Genomic DNA, 16,658 nt, shown 5'->3' on the forward strand with positions numbered 1-16,658 from the left:
ATTAGTTAAAGAAAAGGTCAGGGCGGCTACGCAGATTGAATGGCGCAGATCGGATTGGTGATGTTATGAAAAGCGATACAAGTTCCGCCAACAATGAAATGCAAAACAAATGGGCGACATGGACGATGAAGCCTGAAAAGAAACAGGTAAGTTTCAAGTATTTCGCGTCTGCATTGGTCATTGCGGCGTCGGCCTTTGTTGTTGTTGGCCTTCATCAACACGCGATTTTCTGAGATTTTACCGGCGCCCAACGCGCCGTGTCTTATGTGGTATTCCAGAATACTTGACCATTAGAAGACGGCTGCAAGGCCGATGTTTGCAGCGGCAAATCGTTCCTCACTGTACGAGCATTTGATTTTAAGTCAGGGATGTTTGTCCGTTCGTTCGGTTTAGGTTTCCAATTTCTACTCCTGAGATCGGTTGGGTTTCACCTCGTCTTGGTTGTTACAATTCGTAAGAATTGAGAAAACATCAGGAAAAAGTTGACGCTGATCGTGCAAGCGTCCCTTAATCGGGGCGTTGGCGTCCGGGGTTGATCCTCGGGTCCGCTTTTTCCGGTCCGGGGAGGGACCGGATTGGGAGGAGAGGAAGATTGGCTCAGACGCAGTCGGGCGCCGAGGGGATGCAATCCCTTGCTGCGCTGCTAGACCGTAACGCGACACAGTTCGGGAACGCCCCGGCCTATCGGGAAAAAGAATTCGGCATCTGGCAATGCTGGACCTGGGCCGAGACGGCCACAGAGGTCAGGGCGCTGGCGCTGGGGTTTCTGGAGTTGGGCGTTGAAAAGGGCGACCATATCGCTGTGATCGGTCGCAACCGCCCGGCGCATTACTGGTCGATGGTGGCCGCGCAGATGGTCGGTGCGGTGCCGGTACCGCTGTATCAGGACGCGGTGGCCGAAGAGATGGCCTATGTACTGGAGCATTGCGGCGCGAAATACGTTGTCTGCGGCGATCAGGAGCAGGTCGACAAGGTCATCGAGATTCAGGAAAACCTGCATCAGGTCAAACACATCCTCTATACCGACAAGCGGGGGATGCGGAAATATGATCATTCCCAGATGAATGCGCTGGACGACATCATGGCCGAAGGCCGTGCCGGTCACGCCCGGTTCGATGCGGAACTGAACAAGCGCATCGCCGCGATCACCTATGACGATACCTGCGTGATGCTCTATACCTCGGGCACTACCGGCAAGCCCAAAGGCGTGGTGCTGTCGAACCGCAACGTCATCGAAAGCGCCAAGAATTCAGCCGAATTCGATCATCTGACTCAGAGCGAGGATATCCTGTCCTACCTGCCGATGGCCTGGGTAGGCGATTTCATCTTTTCCATCGGTCAGGCCTATTGGTGCGGGTTCTGTGTGAACTGCCCCGAAAGCGCCGATACGATGATGACTGATCTGCGCGAGATTGGGCCGACCTATTTCTTCGCTCCGCCGCGCGTGTTCGAAACCCAGCTGACCAATGTGATGATACGGATGGAGGACGCGGGCAAGCTGAAGCAGCGCATGTTCCATCACTTCATGGCGCATGCCAAGAAAGTTGGCGGGCTTCTGCTGGATGGTAAGCCGGTTGGGTTCAGCGACCGCGTGAAATACGCGCTGGGAAACCTGCTGGTTTACGGGCCGCTCAAGGATACGCTGGGTTATGGCCGCTTCCGCGTAGGTTATACTGCGGGTGAAGCAATTGGGCCCGAGATTTTCGATTTCTACCGTTCACTTGGCATCAATCTGAAACAGCTCTACGGCCAGACCGAAGCAACCGTATTTATCACGGTTCAGCCCGATGGAGAGGTGCGCGCCGATACCGTGGGTGTGCCCGCCCCGGACGTTGAGCTGAAGATCGACGACAAGGGAGAGATTCACTATCGGTCGCCCGGTGTGTTTGTTGAGTATTTCAAAAACCCGGATTCGACCGCCTCGACCAAAGATGCCGAGGGATGGGTTGCCACCGGCGATGCCGGTTTCATCGAAGAAAACTCAGGGCATTTGCGGATAATTGACCGCGCAAAAGATGTGGGTAAGATGGCCGACGGGTCGATGTTTGCGCCAAAATACGTCGAGAACAAGCTGAAATTCTATCCTGACATCCTTGAGGTTGTGCTGTTCGGCAATGGCCGGGATCACTGTGTCGCCTTTATCAATATCGATCTGACAGCAGTGGGCAATTGGGCGGAACGTAACAACGTGGCCTACGGATCCTATCAAGAACTGACGGCGAATCCACAGGTGTTAGAGACCATCAAGGCGCATGTGGAAGAGGTGAATAAATCCGTTGCCGCCGACGAGATGCTGTCGGGCTGTCAGGTGCATCGCTTTGTGGTTCTGCACAAGGAACTTGATGCAGATGACGGCGAGATGACCCGCACGCGGAAAGTGCGGCGCGGGTTTGTCGAGGAAAAGTTTAGCGACATCATCGCGGCGCTGTATGACGGGTCAGAGACGATCTCGACCACAACGGAAGTGACTTATGAGGACGGCCGCAAGGGATCGATCAGCGCAACGCTGGAGATCGTGGATGCGCCGGTGGTGCCGGTCGCACAGCATAAGGTGGCCGCGGAATGATGGGTCGTCGAGCGCCGCTCGACCTGCGGTCATCGCCCCGCCCGCCGTCCCGTTTTTTGTGTCAGGGAGGTTCTGATGCTTGATAGTTCCGAAGGATATATCACCGAAGACGGTCGAAAGATCGGCGGCGTGGTGATGGAGATGAAGAACATCACTCTGCGCTTTGGCGGTGTGGTGGCGATCAAGGATATCTCGTTTGATATTCGCGAGGGTGAGATCCGCGCCATCATTGGGCCTAACGGGGCGGGCAAGTCCTCGATGCTGAATGTGATCTCGGGGTTCTATGTCCCGCAGGAGGGCGAGGTTTGGTTTCATGGGGCCAAACGCCCACCGATGCGCCCATATGAAGTGGCCCGGCAGGGCATTGCGCGGACCTTCCAGAACATCGCCCTGTTTGAAGGTATGAGCGTGCTGGACAACGTCATGACCGGGCGTCTGAATTTCATGAAGACCAATATCCTTCAGCAGGCCTGGTGGAAGGGCAAGGCCGAAGCGGAAGAGGTCGAAAACCGCGAGGCGGTGGAAAAGATCATCGACTTTCTGGAAATCCAACACATCCGTAAAACGCCGGTATCGCGCCTGCCTTACGGTTTGAAAAAACGGGTTGAACTGGCCCGTGCCCTGGCGGCGGAACCCAGGTTGCTGCTGCTGGATGAGCCGATGGCGGGCATGAATGTCGAAGAAAAAGAGGACATGAGCCGCTTTATCCTAGACGTGAATGACGAATTCGGCACCACCATTGCCTTGATCGAACACGATATGGGCGTGGTGATGGACCTGAGCGACCGCGTGGTCGTGATGGATTACGGCAAAAAGATCGGCGACGGCACCCCGGATGAGGTGCGCAGCAACCAGGACGTCATCGACGCCTATCTGGGGGTCAGTCATGACTGAGCATCAGACAGACATGGGGAGAGGCGCAGATGCCTGAACAATTCGTATTCGCGATGGAGGTCATCCTCAACGGTCTGATGGCCGGGGTGCTCTATGCGCTGGTCGCGCTGGGCTTTGTGTTGATCTACAAGGCGTCGGGGATTTTCAATTACGCGCAAGGGGTTATGGCCCTTTTTGCGGCAATGACGCTGGTTGGGATTATGAACGGGCAGGTGCCCTTTGCGCATCTGATCAATGCAACTTTTGGCACGCATGTTCATTCCTTTGGGTGGAACGTGCCTGCATTTGTGGCGATCCTTTTGACCATGGGCGTGATGGTATTGCTGGCCTGGGCGGTACAGCGGTTCGTCATGCGTCATCTGGTGGGGCAAGAGCCGATCATCCTGTTCATGGCCACCATCGGGCTGGCCTATTTCCTTGAAGGCGTGGCCGACCTGATGTGGGGGTCCGAGATCAAGACGTTGGATGTGGGTCTGCCGCAGGGGATCAACCTGTGGATCGACGAGAGTACCTTTAACATCTTCGGTTACGGCTTCTTCCTCGACAATCTGGACATCGTAGCAACCGTGATTGCGGCTCTGCTGGTGGCGGCTTTGGTGGCGTTCAGCCAGTATACCAAACAGGGCCGGGCAATGCGCGCCGTGGCCGATGACCATCAGGCGGCGCTGTCGGTTGGCATCTCGCTGAACTTCATCTGGATCATGGTCTGGTCAGTGGCCGGGTTCGTGGCGCTGGTCGCGGGCATCATGTGGGGCACCAAGTCGGGCGTACAGTTCTCGCTGTCGCTGATCGCGCTCAAGGCGTTGCCGGTGCTGATGCTGGGCGGGTTTACCTCGATCCCAGGTGCCATTGTCGGTGGGCTGATCATCGGTGTGGGTGAGAAACTGTTCGAGTTCGCCGTCGGCCCGTTGGTTGGCGGCGCGACCGAGAACTGGTTTGCCTATGTTCTGGCGCTGATTTTCCTGGTGTTCCGACCGCAAGGTCTCTTTGGTGAGAAAATCATCGAGAGGGTGTAGGGCATGACTAAACTGATCGCCATCATCAACGTCATAGCATGGGCCGGGTTTTGGGCATTTGGCTATATCGCTGTCACCTCGGAAGATCTGACCGAAAGCCAGCTGGTTGTGGCCGCGATTCTGGCTTTTGCCGGGCTGATCACAGGCGTTCTGGCCTACATGAAACTGGTGCGCAGTTCCGAGGCGAGCGGATACGCCAAGGGCACAAACCAACTGGATGCCGAAGCCCGTAACCGGGCACAGGAAGAGTGGGAGAAATAAGTCATGTTCTACCGTGAGGCCGGGGATTTCAAAACCTCCTACATCGATGACAACCAGACCTTTCCGATCAAGTTCGACCGGTATCGGTACTATGTAGTGCTCGCCGTGGCCTTTGGGATCATTCCGTTCCTCATCAATGATTACTGGGCCAACGCTTTGCTGTTGCCGTTTCTGATCTATGCGATTGCAGCGATCGGGTTGAACATTCTGGTGGGCTATTGCGGTCAGGTCAGCTTGGGCACCGGGGGTTTCATGGCCGTGGGGGCTTATGCATGTTACAAGCTGATGACCGCCTTCCCGGATGTCAGCATGTTCATTCACGTCATGTTGGCCGGAGGTGTCACCGCCATTGTCGGCGTGCTGTTCGGCCTGCCAAGCCTGCGGATCAAAGGGTTCTATCTGGCGGTGGCAACACTGGCCGCGCAGTTCTTTCTGGTCTGGCTGTTCAACCGGGTGCCGTGGTTCTACAACTATTCCGCTTCGGGCCAGATCAACGCGCCCGAGCGGGACGTGTTCGGCATCATCATCACCGGCCCGAATGCACCGGCCTGGGCCACCTATCTGTTCTGCCTGATCTTTTTGTCGATCAGCGCCATTATCGCGCGCAACCTGACGCGCGGCACCACGGGGCGCAGCTGGATGGCGATCCGCGACATGGATATCGCCGCCGAGATCATCGGGGTGAACCCGCTGAAGGCGAAACTGACCGCTTTTGCCGTCAGCTCGTTCTTTGTGGGCATCGCCGGGGCGCTGTTCTTTGCTGTCTATTTGGGCGCGGTCGAAGTGGGTGAGGTATTCGGCATCCAGAAATCCTTCCTGGTGCTGTTCATGATCATTATTGGCGGATTAGGGTCTATTTTCGGATCCTTTGCGGGCGCTGCGTTTCTGGTGTTGCTGCCCGTGGTGCTGAAAGTCGTTGGCGCCGATTGGCTGGGCTGGCCCACCGATATTGTGGCGCATCTGCAGCTGGTGATTGTCGGCGCGCTGATCATCATGTTCCTGATCCTTGAGCCACACGGTCTGGCGCAGCTTTGGCGCGTGGCGAAAGAGAAACTCAGACTCTGGCCGTTCCCGCACTAGGGGCAGGCCCAATCAGATAACGGGTGCAAAGCCCGACCCCAACATCGGACCAACCAAGGGAGGAGACACCCGATGAAATTGACACTGGCAACCGCGGCGCTTGGCGCCCTGATGGCCGCAGGACCGGCTCTGGCGGATTTGGTAATCCCTGATCTCAGCTACCGGACCGGGCCTTATGCAGCTGGCGGCATTCCGTTTTCGGACGGGTATAACGACTATTTCACCCTGTTGAACGAACGCGACGGCGGCATTGGCGGTGTGCCGATCCGCGTGGTCGAATGCGAAACCGGCTACAACACCGAAAAAGGGGTTGAGTGCTACGAGTCCACCAAGGGCGAAGGCGCGTTGGTGTATCAACCGCTGTCGACGGGCATCACCTATCAGCTGATCCCAAAAGTGACCGCGGACAATATCCCGCTGCACACGATGGGATATGGCCGGACTTCGGCTAAGAATGGCGACGTTTTCAGCCATACGTTCAACTATCCGGCCAACTATTGGGACGGGGCCTCGGGTGCGATCAACTATTTGCTGGAAGAAAACGGTGGCGATCTGAGCGGCAAGAAAATCGCGCTGGTCTACCACAATTCCGCCTACGGCAAGGAGCCGATCCGCACGCTGGAAGAACTGTCCAAGAAGCACGGCTTTGAGCTGGCGGCCCTGCCGGTCGATCACCCCGGTCAAGAGCAGAAGTCGCAATGGCTGCAGATCCGCCGCGACCGTCCTGACTATGTCCTGATGTGGGGCTGGGGCGTCATGAACCAGGTTGCGGTACAGGAAGCCGCGAACATTCGCTTCCCGATGGAGAATTTCATCGGTATCTGGTGGTCCGGCTCGGAAAATGACGTTGTGCCTGCGGGTGAGGCCGCGAATGGCTACAAGGCGCTGACCTTCCACAATGTGGGCACGGATTTCCCGGTCTTTGCTGACCTGCAACAATATGTGGTCGATTCAGGCAAGGCTGCCGGCGCAGGCGATCAGGTTGGGACGGTTCTGTATAACCGTGGCCTTTACGCTGCGGTGCTAGCTGCCGAAGCCATCAAGAAAGCACAAGAGCTTTCGGGCAATGCCGAAATCACTCCGGCCGACATGCGCGACGGTATGGAAGCGCTTGAAATGACCGAAGAGAAAATGGCCGAGCTGGGCCTGCCGAACTTTGGCCCGACCTTCTCGGTCTCGTGCGAAAACCACGGCGGCGACGCTCTGGTTGGTGTGACGCAGTGGGACGCGGCGAACAAGACCTGGTCGCTGATTTCGGACTTCAAACCAACAGATGGTGACGTGATCGGAGCGCTCATCGACGAAGATTCCGCAGCTTACGCGTCTGAAAACAACCTCGAAGGGCGCTGCAACTAAAGCGCAACAACAACAGGGGCGGCGGTGATCTGCCGCCCCGACCCCCAAACAAGGACACGCGGTGATGCTGGAGTTTCTCCGGATAAGAACAGGGATAGTGCTGGGTACGGTACTTGGGCTTGCTGCGTGCAGCGCGCCCGAGATCGACGGGCCAACCTGTACCGGGCTTGTCCGAGATTTTGTTCCGGCGAAATCCGTGGTCGGGCGCAGCTCAGCACCGAATGTGGATGCGACTGCGGATCTGTTTGCCCGGGTGTTCGAAGGTCAGGCCACGCAGCGAGCAAACCTTGACCGCGGCGGGCGGGGCATTCCCGTGGAAATTCTGGCTATGACGACCGGTGGGCAATATGGCGCCTTCTCATCAGGCGTTCTGACCGGCTGGACAGAAAACGGCAGGCCAGACTTCAACGTCGTGACCGGGGCCAGTGCCGGGGCGTTGATTACCCCTCTGGCCTTTGCGGGATCGGCGTTCGATGCGCGCCTGAAATCCAATACCAGGATCAATTTGAACGATGTGCTGTCGCTGCAAATCGTGCCACCGATTCCTTTGGCCAGCTCTGTCTTCAGCACCAAAAAACTGAAACGGCTGGTCGAAAGTGAAATTGACGAACCTCTGCTGGATCGTATTGCCGAGCGGGCCGATCCGGGTAAATCCGGGCAAGAGGTCAACAGCGTCGTGGTCGGTGCGGTCAATCTAAAAACCGGGCGGTTCGACATCATGGATATCGGCCAGTATCTGGCGACTACCCCTGACGATTTCGCGACAAAAGAGGACTGCGTGTCCGAGGCGGTTCTGGCCAGCTCGGCCATTCCGGTTCTGTTCCCGCCTCGCAAGATCAATGGGGATCTATACGCCGATGCAGGTGTGCGCCAACACGTGTTTCTGGAAGGCCTGGCCAAGGGTCAGCAAATAGCTACGCAGCGCACAGGACAACAATTTGACGTCCGGGTAACTTTGCTGGTGAACGGTGATCTGGTTGTCCCGGAAAAGGACCCAGGACCCGGTATCCTCGCGCTGGCAGGCCGGAATTTCCAACTGGTCACCGATCAGGGATTTCGCGAGTCGATCGACCGAACACTTCGCGTTGTGAAACAGAACCCCTCTTGGACCTTCAAGGCTTTGGTTGCGCCAGAACTGCCCGCGCTCAATTGCAAGAACCCCGAACCGCTGTTTGACGAATGTATCACCGGGGCCTTGTTCAATGCGGGCAAGAACATGACCAGCTCTCAACCCATCCCGTGGCTGACCGCGGCTGAGTTGGAGCGCAAGATCAACGAAATCTACGGGAGTTGACGATGCTGGATGCGGCACAAACCACCGATGTACAGGCCGAAACCCTGTTGGAGGTCAACAATATCGAGGTGATCTACAACCACGTCATCCTCGTGCTGAAGGGCGTCAGCCTGACCGTGCCCAAGGGCGGGATCACTGCGCTGCTGGGTGGCAACGGGGCGGGCAAGACCACGACGCTCAAGGCGGTGTCGAATCTGCTGCAATCGGAGCGGGGCGAAGTCACCAAGGGTACGATCACATATCGCGGCACCAGCGTGCATGAAAGCGACCCGGCCGATCTGGTGGAAAAAGGCGTCATTCAGGTGATGGAAGGCCGCCATTGCTTTGAACACCTGACGGTCGAGGAAAATCTGCTGACCGGGGCCTATACTCGCAAGGATGGCAACGCGGCGATCCAGCAGGATCTTGAACTTGTGTATTCCTATTTCCCGCGCCTCGCCGAACGGCGTCGCTCGCAGGCGGGCTATACCTCGGGCGGGGAACAGCAGATGGTGGCGATGGGTCGGGCGCTGATGTCGCGGCCGGAAACGATCCTGCTGGATGAGCCCTCGATGGGTCTTGCGCCGCAGCTGGTCGAAGAGATTTTCGGCATCGTCAAGGATTTGAACGAGAAAGAGGGCGTGTCCTTCCTGCTGGCCGAGCAAAACACCAATGTGGCGCTGCGGTTTGCACATTACGGTTACATTCTGGAATCGGGTCGCGTGGTGATGGACGGCCCAGCGGCAGACCTGCGCGAAAACCCCGATGTGAAAGAGTTTTACCTGGGCATGTCTGACGAGGGGCGCAAAAGCTTTCGTGACGTGCGCTCATACCGCCGCCGCAAAAGGTGGCTGTAAGCGGATGGAGGATCTGGTCATGACGAACCACTACGACGCGCTCGAGACCCGTTCAGCCGACGAGCGCGCTGCCGATCAGGCGCAGGCGCTGCGTGTTCAAATTCAGCGGGCGTTGTCCGCGCCCGGTTTTGCGGCGCATCTGGCAGGGGTTGATTGCAATGCCGTTGTCTCGGCCGAGGACCTGGTGAATTTGCCGGTGCTGCGCAAATCCGATCTGGCGCAGGCCCAGGCGGCACGCCCACCATTCGGCGGGTTCACGGTTACCCCGGCGCGACATTTTCACCATGTTTTCCAATCCCCGGGCCCGATTTATGAACCCGGCAGCACCGATCCAGACTGGTGGCGCATGGGCCGTTTCCTGCATGCGGCAGGCGTAGGACCCGGCGATATCGTCCATAACTGTTTTGGCTATCACCTGACGCCAGCGGGGATGATTTTCGAAAGTGGTGCGCGGGCTGTTGGGGCCGCCGTGCTGCCCGCCGGTACCGGCCAGACCGAGTTGCAGGTCACCGCAGCGCGGGATGTGGGGTGTACGTCTTATGCGGGTACTCCGGATTACCTGAAGGTCATTCTGGGCAAAGCGGATGAGATGGGTGTGAAGCTGAACTTTTCCTCTGCCGTGGTGGGTGGCGGCGCGCTGTTCCCATCGCTGCGTCAGGACTATGCCGACCGGGGTATTTCCTGTCTGCAATGTTATGCTACCGCCGATCTGGGCAATATCGCCTATGAAAGCCACGCGATGGAGGGGATGATCATCGACGAGCATGTGATTGTCGAAATCGTCACGCCCGGCACCGGCACCCCGGTTGCGACGGGTGAGGTGGGTGAGGTCGTCGTGACCTCGTTAAACCCAGATTATCCGCTGATCCGGTTTGCCACTGGTGATATGTCCGCGATCATGCCCGGACAATCGCCTTGTGGCCGCACCAACCTGCGGATCAAAGGTTGGATGGGACGGGCCGATCAGACCACCAAGATCAAGGGCATGTTCGTGCGCCCTGAACAGGTGGCCGCGCTGGTCGACAAGCATGATGAGATCGTCAAAGCCCGTGTCATCGCTGCGCGGCAGGGGGAAATGGACACGATGACCGTTCAGATCGAAAGCCCGCGTGACGATGATGTGACCTATGCCAAATCCGTAATTGAGGTGCTGAAACTGAAAGGCGCGATCGAGGTTGTGGCCCCTGGTTCGCTGCCCAAGGACGGGTTGGTGATCGAGGATCAGCGCGTTTACGAATAGTCCAACAAAGGGTTCTGCGGCAGTTTGTGCCGCAGAATTGTTCCTCTGCACACTGGTGTTTCTTAGCATTTTAGTCGATTAAAGGCGAAACCTGCGCCTTATTGCCTGTAGCACCGGAAACATGGCTGAAATCGAATACTCAGAACACGGAACGCGCAATCGGGGCGTGTTTGGCACCCGGTTTGTGGCCGTGGTGGCCTATCTGGTGGCAGCAGCCTGTCTGCTGCCAATGATTGCGGTTGTGCTTGCGGCGGTAACGGGTGGGACGGAAACGATCTCACACCTGTTGGATACGGTGCTGCCTGGGTACGCGCTGACGACGTTGATTTTGGTGGTTCTGGTCGCCCTCGGGACCCTGTCCATCGGAGTAGGCGCGGCCTGGTTGGTGACGATGACCCGCTTTCCTGGTGTTCGCTTTCTTGAGATCGCTCTGGTCCTGCCGCTGGCCTTTCCGGCTTATGTTCTGGCCTATGCTTACACGTTCATTCTGGATCACCCCGGTATCGTACAGACCACCCTGCGCGAGGTGACCGGCTGGGGTCCACGCGACTATTGGTTCCCCGAGATTCGCTCGACCGGGGGGGCGGCGGTGATGCTGATCCTGGTGCTGTATCCTTATGTCTATCTGCTGGCCCGCGCCGCCTTTCTACAACAAAGCTCGACCGCGTTTCTGGCCGCACGAGCGCTGGGCAAAAGCCCGTGGCTGGCGTTCTGGCATGTGTCCCTGCCGATGGCGCGCCCGGCAATTGCTGGCGGCGTCCTGCTGGCGATCATGGAGACCATCGCCGATTTCGGCACCGTGGCTTATTTTGGCGTCCAGACCTTTGCCACCGGTATCTATACCAGCTGGTTTTCGATCGGCGATCGCGCCGCCGCGGCGCAGCTGGCCATGTGCCTGCTGGGTTTTGCCTTGCTGTTGGCCGTGATCGAACGCACCCGGCGGGGCAAGGCAAAATACTATCAGGCGGGCAAAAGTCACGCGCCGATGCCCGCTGCGCCCTTGAAGGGATGGCAAGCTGTCGCGGGATTCACGCTTTGCCTTATTCCGGTGTTGCTGGGTTTCTTGCTGCCGGTGTTCATTCTGGTGCAGATGGGGCTTGAATCGGAGCAGAACCTGCTGTCGCGGCGCTATATCGGATTCATCCAAAACTCGTTGATACTGGCGGGCACGGCCGCCGTGATTACCGTTTTTGCGGCGATCTGCATCGGATTCTTTCAGCGGCTGCGCCCGGGCAAAGCGTCGGCCACGGCGGGTTATGTCGCGCGGCTGGGCTATGCGGTGCCGGGCGGTGTGATCGCAGTGGGTCTTTTGGTGCCATTTGCCAGTTTCGACAACGCGCTGGATGCGTGGATGCGCGAGACTTTCGATATCTCGACCGGGCTGTTGGTCACCGGGTCAATTTGGTTGCTGATCGCGGCCTATATGGTGCGTTTTCTGGCCGCTGCGCTCAGCGCTTATGAGGGTGGCCAAAGCACGGTGCATGTCAACATGGACGCCGCCGCACGGTCGCTGGGCCAGACCCCGTTGGGAACGCTGAGGCGAGTGCATTTGCCGATCCTGACGCCCTCGCTGCTCACGGCGCTGCTGATCGTCTTTGTCGACGTGATGAAAGAGCTGCCTGCCACCCTAATCATGCGGCCCTTCAACTTTGATACGTTGGCGGTGCAGGCGTATCGGTTGGCCTCGGATGAGCGGTTGGAGGGCGCCGCCGTGCCCTCGTTGGTGATCCTTGCGGTGGGGCTGTTGCCGGTGATTCTGATCTGCCGTCAGGTCGGGCGGCGCTAGCACAGGGCGAACCAAAAAATCACATCCTGTTGTGCTTGGGCTTGATTCAAACGCAATTTCCGGCAAGGCTTGGGGTATGAACATGCAGCCTCCCAGCCGGTTTTCTGCAAACTCGGCCCAGATGCCCGTCGCGTTTAACCGGCACGAGATGTCCCATATTCTATCCGTCTATGGCCGGATGGTCGCCGCCGGAGAATGGCGCGATTACGGAATTTCCAACTTGCGCGACATGGCGGTGTTTTCCATCTTTCGGCGAACGGCAGAACATCCGATTTACCGGGTCGAGAAACATCCACGTCTGCGGCAAAGGCAGGGGATGTATTCGGTGGTTGGCATGGATGGCCGCATTCTGAAACGCGGCCAGGATTTGCGCACGGTTCTAAGGGTGTTGGAACGCAAGCTGATTCGCTCGGTCGACCTTGATTAGAGCCGTTTGTGGGCGGTCACTGGCCCATCACCCTGTTCCAGAATACGCGTGATAGCCTGATCCATCGGCTCGAACGTCACATCCATGTGATAGGCATTGGCATGCAGCAGCATGTTGTCGCCATAGACCCAGGCGACGTGACCCTTCCAAAACAGCAGATCGCCGCGTTTCGGTTCCGTCCCAGCGGGCAGGGCTTCGCCCAATTCACGCTCTTGATCGCCGCTATCGCCAGGACAGGGCGTGCCGCAGGCCAATAGCCCAGCCTGCACCAGACCCGAGCAATCCAGCCCGAACCGGCTGTTGCCGCCCCAAAGATAGGGTGTGCCCAGAAACAGTTCGGCCACGGAAACCGGATCGGTCAGGTGGATGGCGTTGCGCTTGGCATGAACGGCGGGGATGAATCCCAGCTCAGTTTCTAGAAACCGGCCATTTTCCGAAAGAACCTGAACCCTGCTACCGAAACTCAACGAGACCCGGTCGGGGCTTTTCATATCTGGCTGCGCATAGGCGTGGGTCGCAGGGGCGGTGACCCAATGCGTATCGGGCACCGGTGCCCCCAACTGGTCCAAGTTTACCCAGCCCGGGTAACTGTCCTTGTCGGCGGTGATCCGGCCCCAACCCCGTTGCGTTTCAAGGACGGTTACGGCGTCCCCGAATAAAAGCTGCCGGTCCCGCGGACCATCCGGGCGGCGTAACAGGTCAGCTACGGGGGTTATGATGCGCTGTTGGGTCATAGGCCCAGAATCTCGGGTAGGGCGGTCAATATGGCACGCGGACCTTGGCCGAGGCCGCCTTTGCTGCGGCCCGGGACCTTGCTGGGCTGCCACGAGTAGATGTCGAAGTGCATATAACGACTATTGCCCACAAACCGGCGCAGAAACAGCGCGGCAGTGATCGAGCCCGCAAACCCACCCGGAGGCGCATTGTCCAGATCGGCGATGCCGGGTTCGATCATTGCCTCATAGGGTTCATGGAACGGCATCCGCCAAACCGGATCAGCGGCCTGCCTGCCTGCCTGTGCCAAAGCATCGGCAGCACCGTCGTCATCGGTGTAAAACGGCGCCAGATCGGGGCCAACAGCCACGCGCGCGGCACCCGTCAGCGTGGCCATCGAGATTACCAGATCCGGCTCCTCCTCATCTGCCAGCGTCAGCGCATCGGCCAGCACCAGCCGCCCCTCGGCGTCGGTATTGTTGATCTCAACTGTCAGACCCTTTCGTGAGGTCAGGATATCACCGGGGCGAAAGGCGTCTCCGGCCACCGAATTCTCAACCGCCGGGATCAACACCCGCAGTTGCAGCGGAAGGTTCAACGCCATAATCATCCGGGCCAGGCCCAGCACATTGGCCGATCCGCCCATGTCCTTTTTCATCAAGCCCATCGAGTTGCCGGGTTTCAGGTTCAACCCACCAGTGTCAAAACAGACGCCCTTGCCGACCAATGTCAGTTTGGGGCCGGCACTGCCCCAGTTCATCTCGATCAGCCGAGGATCCTGCGCGGATGCCCGGCCAACGGCGTGGATCATCGGAAAGTTCTGGTCCAGTAGCGCCGCGCCGCGGATCACGTCGCACGAAGCCTCGAATTCCTGCGCCAGCGCCTCGGCGGCAACTTGCAATTGATCCGGACCCATATCCGCGGTGGGAGTGTTGACCAGATCGCGGGTCAGGGCCTCGGCCTGCGCCAGGACCTCGATCAATGTGGCGTCGACACCCTCGGGCGCGGTCAGCCGAGCCTTTGCCGGAGATTGCTTGGCATAGCGGTCAAACGCATAGCCGGTCAGCAACCAGCCCAGACATTCAGTGGCTAACGCCTCGGACGGGAGGCCCGCAGCAATGTGATAGGTGCCTTCGGGCAGGGTTTCGGCCACGGCGGCCAGCGGAAAGCGCTTGCGCGCCCGACCTGTTGCTTTGCCATATCCCCCCAGCGCAAATTCAGGTTTGCCTTCCGGCCCGGGAATGAGCACTGCCTGACCCAGCGCACCGGTGAACCCGCTGGCCCTGACCCAGGTTGCAATATGGTCTGGCTGATCGCTCAGCCAGCCTTCTAGATCGGGTTGTGCGATGACATGCAGCGGAAGCGATGGATCAGAAGAGGAAGCGAAGGACAGTGTCATGGAATTCTCGGCTTGTTCGATTTGCGCCCAGCCTAGCCGCCCACGGCCCGTCCGCAAGCCCCGTCAGACCGAAAGATCCTGCTGATCCCAGATCACCGTCAGCGAGTTTTCACCGACTCGGATCAGCCGCGACAGGGTGGCGCCGGTGGCAACGGCATCCCCCGCATCCACGGACTGCGCCACATCCCCGGCGACGCGGGCCAGTGCGACCATGCCGATCTGTTCGGCGATCGCCACCAGCGACCGCGCGCATTTGCGCAACCCGGCCCAATCGCGTTGCCGCCAGAACCGTTCGCAGTTCGACAGGCGCACGGCCAGTTCCTCGACAGTCCGGCACAACACGTCCAGCGCGTTCTTGTCGCCCAATTGCCGGTACAATCCATTCAATCGGTCCTGATCCAGACGAACGGTTTCCTTGTGTTCAAGCGTGAGTATTTTATCCACCACATTCACCCCAATATTTTACGCCCCCACGGCATAGGCTGACTTTGATCGTGAATTCCTTTGCAAAACCTTGCGCTGCCACAGGATAATGGCTCGAATTTTTTTCGAATTCAGGGTAGACGACCCACCAGCGAACATATCAGGGACATGAACATGCCGATTACCACCGATGAACTGACCGCTGCCCGCAATGCCTGGGGTGATGGGCTGATCGCCATCTCAAAAGCCTATGAAGAGGGCGGTATCGACGCGGCGCGCCCGGTTGCCGAAGATGTTCTTGACGCGGCTTATGGTTACAATTTGGGACCGGTTCTTTTTAAGCCGACCATGGCATCCGGGGACCAAACCTTTCGCCCGACGCGCCATGGTGCGCTGGCCTATTTTGTGGGCCATGACGCCGAGTATCCGCTGGATGGCGGGTTTGGAATCAAGGGTTGGCGCGCGATGGAAAGCGCAACCGCTGCCTCGTTTGTCGAGGGCGACGTCGGGATGTGGATGGGCATGATCAAGCTGACGGACAAGGACGGCAATGTCACGCAGGTCGACAAGAGCTTTGGCTACAAGAAAGACGCTGACGGCGTGTTGCGGATTGTGTTGCATCACTCCTCTTTGCCTTACCAGCCTTGATACAAGCGAAGGCAGGTTGCTGGGATGTGACCCGTCGGATATTGGGCGCTGACTGACCGGCGCCATACATTCGTAAGATCAAAGGGCGGGGGATCAGGCCTCTGATTCTGCGCCCTTTTTGAGTATAGTGATCTGATCCGTATTTGGATCGGAGGACGCATCATGCGAGTCATCAAACGTATTTTTCTTTTGCTGATTTTTCTTGTTTTGCTGTTGGTCGGTGTTTCGTACTTGCTGCCCGGCAAGGCGATCGTGTCGCGCAGCATCACCATCGATGCTCCGGCCAGCGCCATCTTTCCTTATGTGAATTCCATGCAAGAGACCGAGAAATGGTCGCCCTGGCTGGCGCGGGACCCGGAAACGCAACTGTCCTATAGCGGACCCGAAGCCGGGGTGGGCAACACCCTGAGTTGGAGTTCCGAGCATCCACAGGTTGGCAGCGGCACGCAGGAAATCATCGAAAGCGTTCCGGATCAGACCGTAAGAACCGCGCTGGATTTTGGATCGATGGGCACGGCGCTGGCGTTGTTTGAGCTGACGCCCGAAGGCGATCAGACTCAGGTGACTTGGGGGTTTGAATCCGATCTTGGGATGAACCCGATGGCGCGCTGGATGGGGCTGATGATGGATAAGTGGGTCGGCGGCGATTACGAACAGGGGCTGAGCAATCTAAAGGCGCTGGTCGAAGGGCAGACCTAAGCCGATTTTTTTGCGCCAC

The 16,658-nt window shown here is 58.4% G+C and carries 17 protein-coding genes; 14 read left to right on the forward strand and 3 right to left on the reverse strand.

Annotated elements, in window-relative coordinates; genetic code table 11:
• The first annotated feature begins 35 nt into the window (after positions 1-35).
• From AB1A64_RS16700 to AB1A64_RS16755, 12 genes are all read left to right on the forward strand, one after another.
• Positions 36-233 carry a hypothetical protein gene (locus AB1A64_RS16700; protein ID WP_366552453.1) on the forward strand — a complete coding sequence of 66 codons (198 nt, stop codon included), beginning with the start codon at positions 36-38 and terminating at the stop codon, positions 231-233.
• Between the two features lie 389 nt (positions 234-622).
• Positions 623-2,566, forward strand: coding sequence for an AMP-binding protein (locus AB1A64_RS16705; protein WP_366552484.1), 1,944 nt, complete (start codon positions 623-625; stop codon positions 2,564-2,566).
• 75 nt (positions 2,567-2,641) lie between these two features.
• A complete protein-coding gene (locus AB1A64_RS16710) occupies positions 2,642-3,460 on the forward strand; it encodes an ABC transporter ATP-binding protein (protein ID WP_366552454.1) in 819 nt (272 codons plus the stop codon).
• A 29-nt stretch (positions 3,461-3,489) separates the two neighbouring features.
• Positions 3,490-4,476 carry a branched-chain amino acid ABC transporter permease gene (locus AB1A64_RS16715; protein WP_366552455.1) on the forward strand — a complete coding sequence of 329 codons (987 nt, stop codon included), beginning with the start codon at positions 3,490-3,492 and terminating at the stop codon, positions 4,474-4,476.
• 3 nt (positions 4,477-4,479) lie between these two features.
• Positions 4,480-4,737, forward strand: coding sequence for a hypothetical protein (locus AB1A64_RS16720; protein WP_366552456.1), 258 nt, complete (start codon positions 4,480-4,482; stop codon positions 4,735-4,737).
• 3 nt (positions 4,738-4,740) lie between these two features.
• Positions 4,741-5,817 carry a branched-chain amino acid ABC transporter permease gene (locus AB1A64_RS16725; RefSeq protein ID WP_366552457.1) on the forward strand — a complete coding sequence of 359 codons (1,077 nt, stop codon included), beginning with the start codon at positions 4,741-4,743 and terminating at the stop codon, positions 5,815-5,817.
• 72 nt (positions 5,818-5,889) lie between these two features.
• Positions 5,890-7,173, forward strand: a complete 1,284-nt coding sequence (locus AB1A64_RS16730; protein WP_366552458.1) for an ABC transporter substrate-binding protein — start codon at positions 5,890-5,892, stop codon at positions 7,171-7,173.
• Positions 7,174-7,237: 64 nt separating this feature from the next.
• Positions 7,238-8,467 carry a patatin-like phospholipase family protein gene (locus tag AB1A64_RS16735; protein WP_366552459.1) on the forward strand — a complete coding sequence of 410 codons (1,230 nt, stop codon included), beginning with the start codon at positions 7,238-7,240 and terminating at the stop codon, positions 8,465-8,467.
• Between the two features lie 2 nt (positions 8,468-8,469).
• Positions 8,470-9,303 carry an ABC transporter ATP-binding protein gene (locus tag AB1A64_RS16740; RefSeq protein WP_170349612.1) on the forward strand — a complete coding sequence of 278 codons (834 nt, stop codon included), beginning with the start codon at positions 8,470-8,472 and terminating at the stop codon, positions 9,301-9,303.
• 19 nt (positions 9,304-9,322) lie between these two features.
• Complete coding sequence (locus tag AB1A64_RS16745) at positions 9,323-10,543, forward strand: phenylacetate--CoA ligase family protein (RefSeq protein ID WP_366552460.1); 1,221 nt, start codon at positions 9,323-9,325, stop codon at positions 10,541-10,543.
• 121 nt (positions 10,544-10,664) lie between these two features.
• Positions 10,665-12,329 (forward strand): iron ABC transporter permease, encoded by a 1,665-nt coding sequence (locus AB1A64_RS16750; protein WP_366552461.1) that lies wholly within the window; start codon positions 10,665-10,667, stop codon positions 12,327-12,329.
• Between the two features lie 76 nt (positions 12,330-12,405).
• Positions 12,406-12,756 (forward strand): DUF2794 domain-containing protein, encoded by a 351-nt coding sequence (locus tag AB1A64_RS16755; RefSeq protein WP_170349615.1) that lies wholly within the window; start codon positions 12,406-12,408, stop codon positions 12,754-12,756.
• Here the strand turns inward: AB1A64_RS16755 and AB1A64_RS16760 are convergent.
• The 3 genes from AB1A64_RS16760 to AB1A64_RS16770 all read right to left on the reverse strand — a co-directional run bounded on the left by AB1A64_RS16760 (position 12,753) and on the right by AB1A64_RS16770 (position 15,322).
• On the reverse strand, positions 12,753-13,490 hold the full coding sequence (locus AB1A64_RS16760; RefSeq protein ID WP_366552462.1) for an NlpC/P60 family protein: 738 nt from the start codon (positions 13,488-13,490) through the stop codon (positions 12,753-12,755). The genes AB1A64_RS16755 and AB1A64_RS16760 overlap by 4 nt on opposite strands.
• Positions 13,487-14,869 (reverse strand): leucyl aminopeptidase family protein, encoded by a 1,383-nt coding sequence (locus tag AB1A64_RS16765; RefSeq protein ID WP_366552463.1) that lies wholly within the window; start codon positions 14,867-14,869, stop codon positions 13,487-13,489. Before AB1A64_RS16765 ends, AB1A64_RS16760 begins: the two co-directional genes overlap by 4 nt.
• Before the next feature lie 63 nt (positions 14,870-14,932).
• The gene (locus AB1A64_RS16770) at positions 14,933-15,322 is read right to left on the reverse strand and encodes a hypothetical protein (protein WP_170349845.1); all 390 of its coding nucleotides are present in this window, start codon (positions 15,320-15,322) and stop codon (positions 14,933-14,935) included.
• A gap of 144 nt (positions 15,323-15,466) precedes the next feature.
• Between AB1A64_RS16770 and AB1A64_RS16775 the strand changes: the two genes are divergently transcribed.
• The gene (locus AB1A64_RS16775; RefSeq protein ID WP_366552464.1) at positions 15,467-15,940 is read left to right on the forward strand and encodes a phosphoribosyl-AMP cyclohydrolase; all 474 of its coding nucleotides are present in this window, start codon (positions 15,467-15,469) and stop codon (positions 15,938-15,940) included.
• A gap of 162 nt (positions 15,941-16,102) precedes the next feature.
• Positions 16,103-16,639: an SRPBCC family protein gene (locus AB1A64_RS16780; protein ID WP_366552465.1), complete on the forward strand. Its 537-nt coding sequence runs from the start codon at positions 16,103-16,105 to the stop codon at positions 16,637-16,639.
• Positions 16,640-16,658: the final 19 nt, after the last annotated feature.

This window comes from Ruegeria sp. ANG10, assembly GCF_040705255.1.
Taxonomy (GTDB): Bacteria; Pseudomonadota; Alphaproteobacteria; order Rhodobacterales; family Rhodobacteraceae; genus Ruegeria.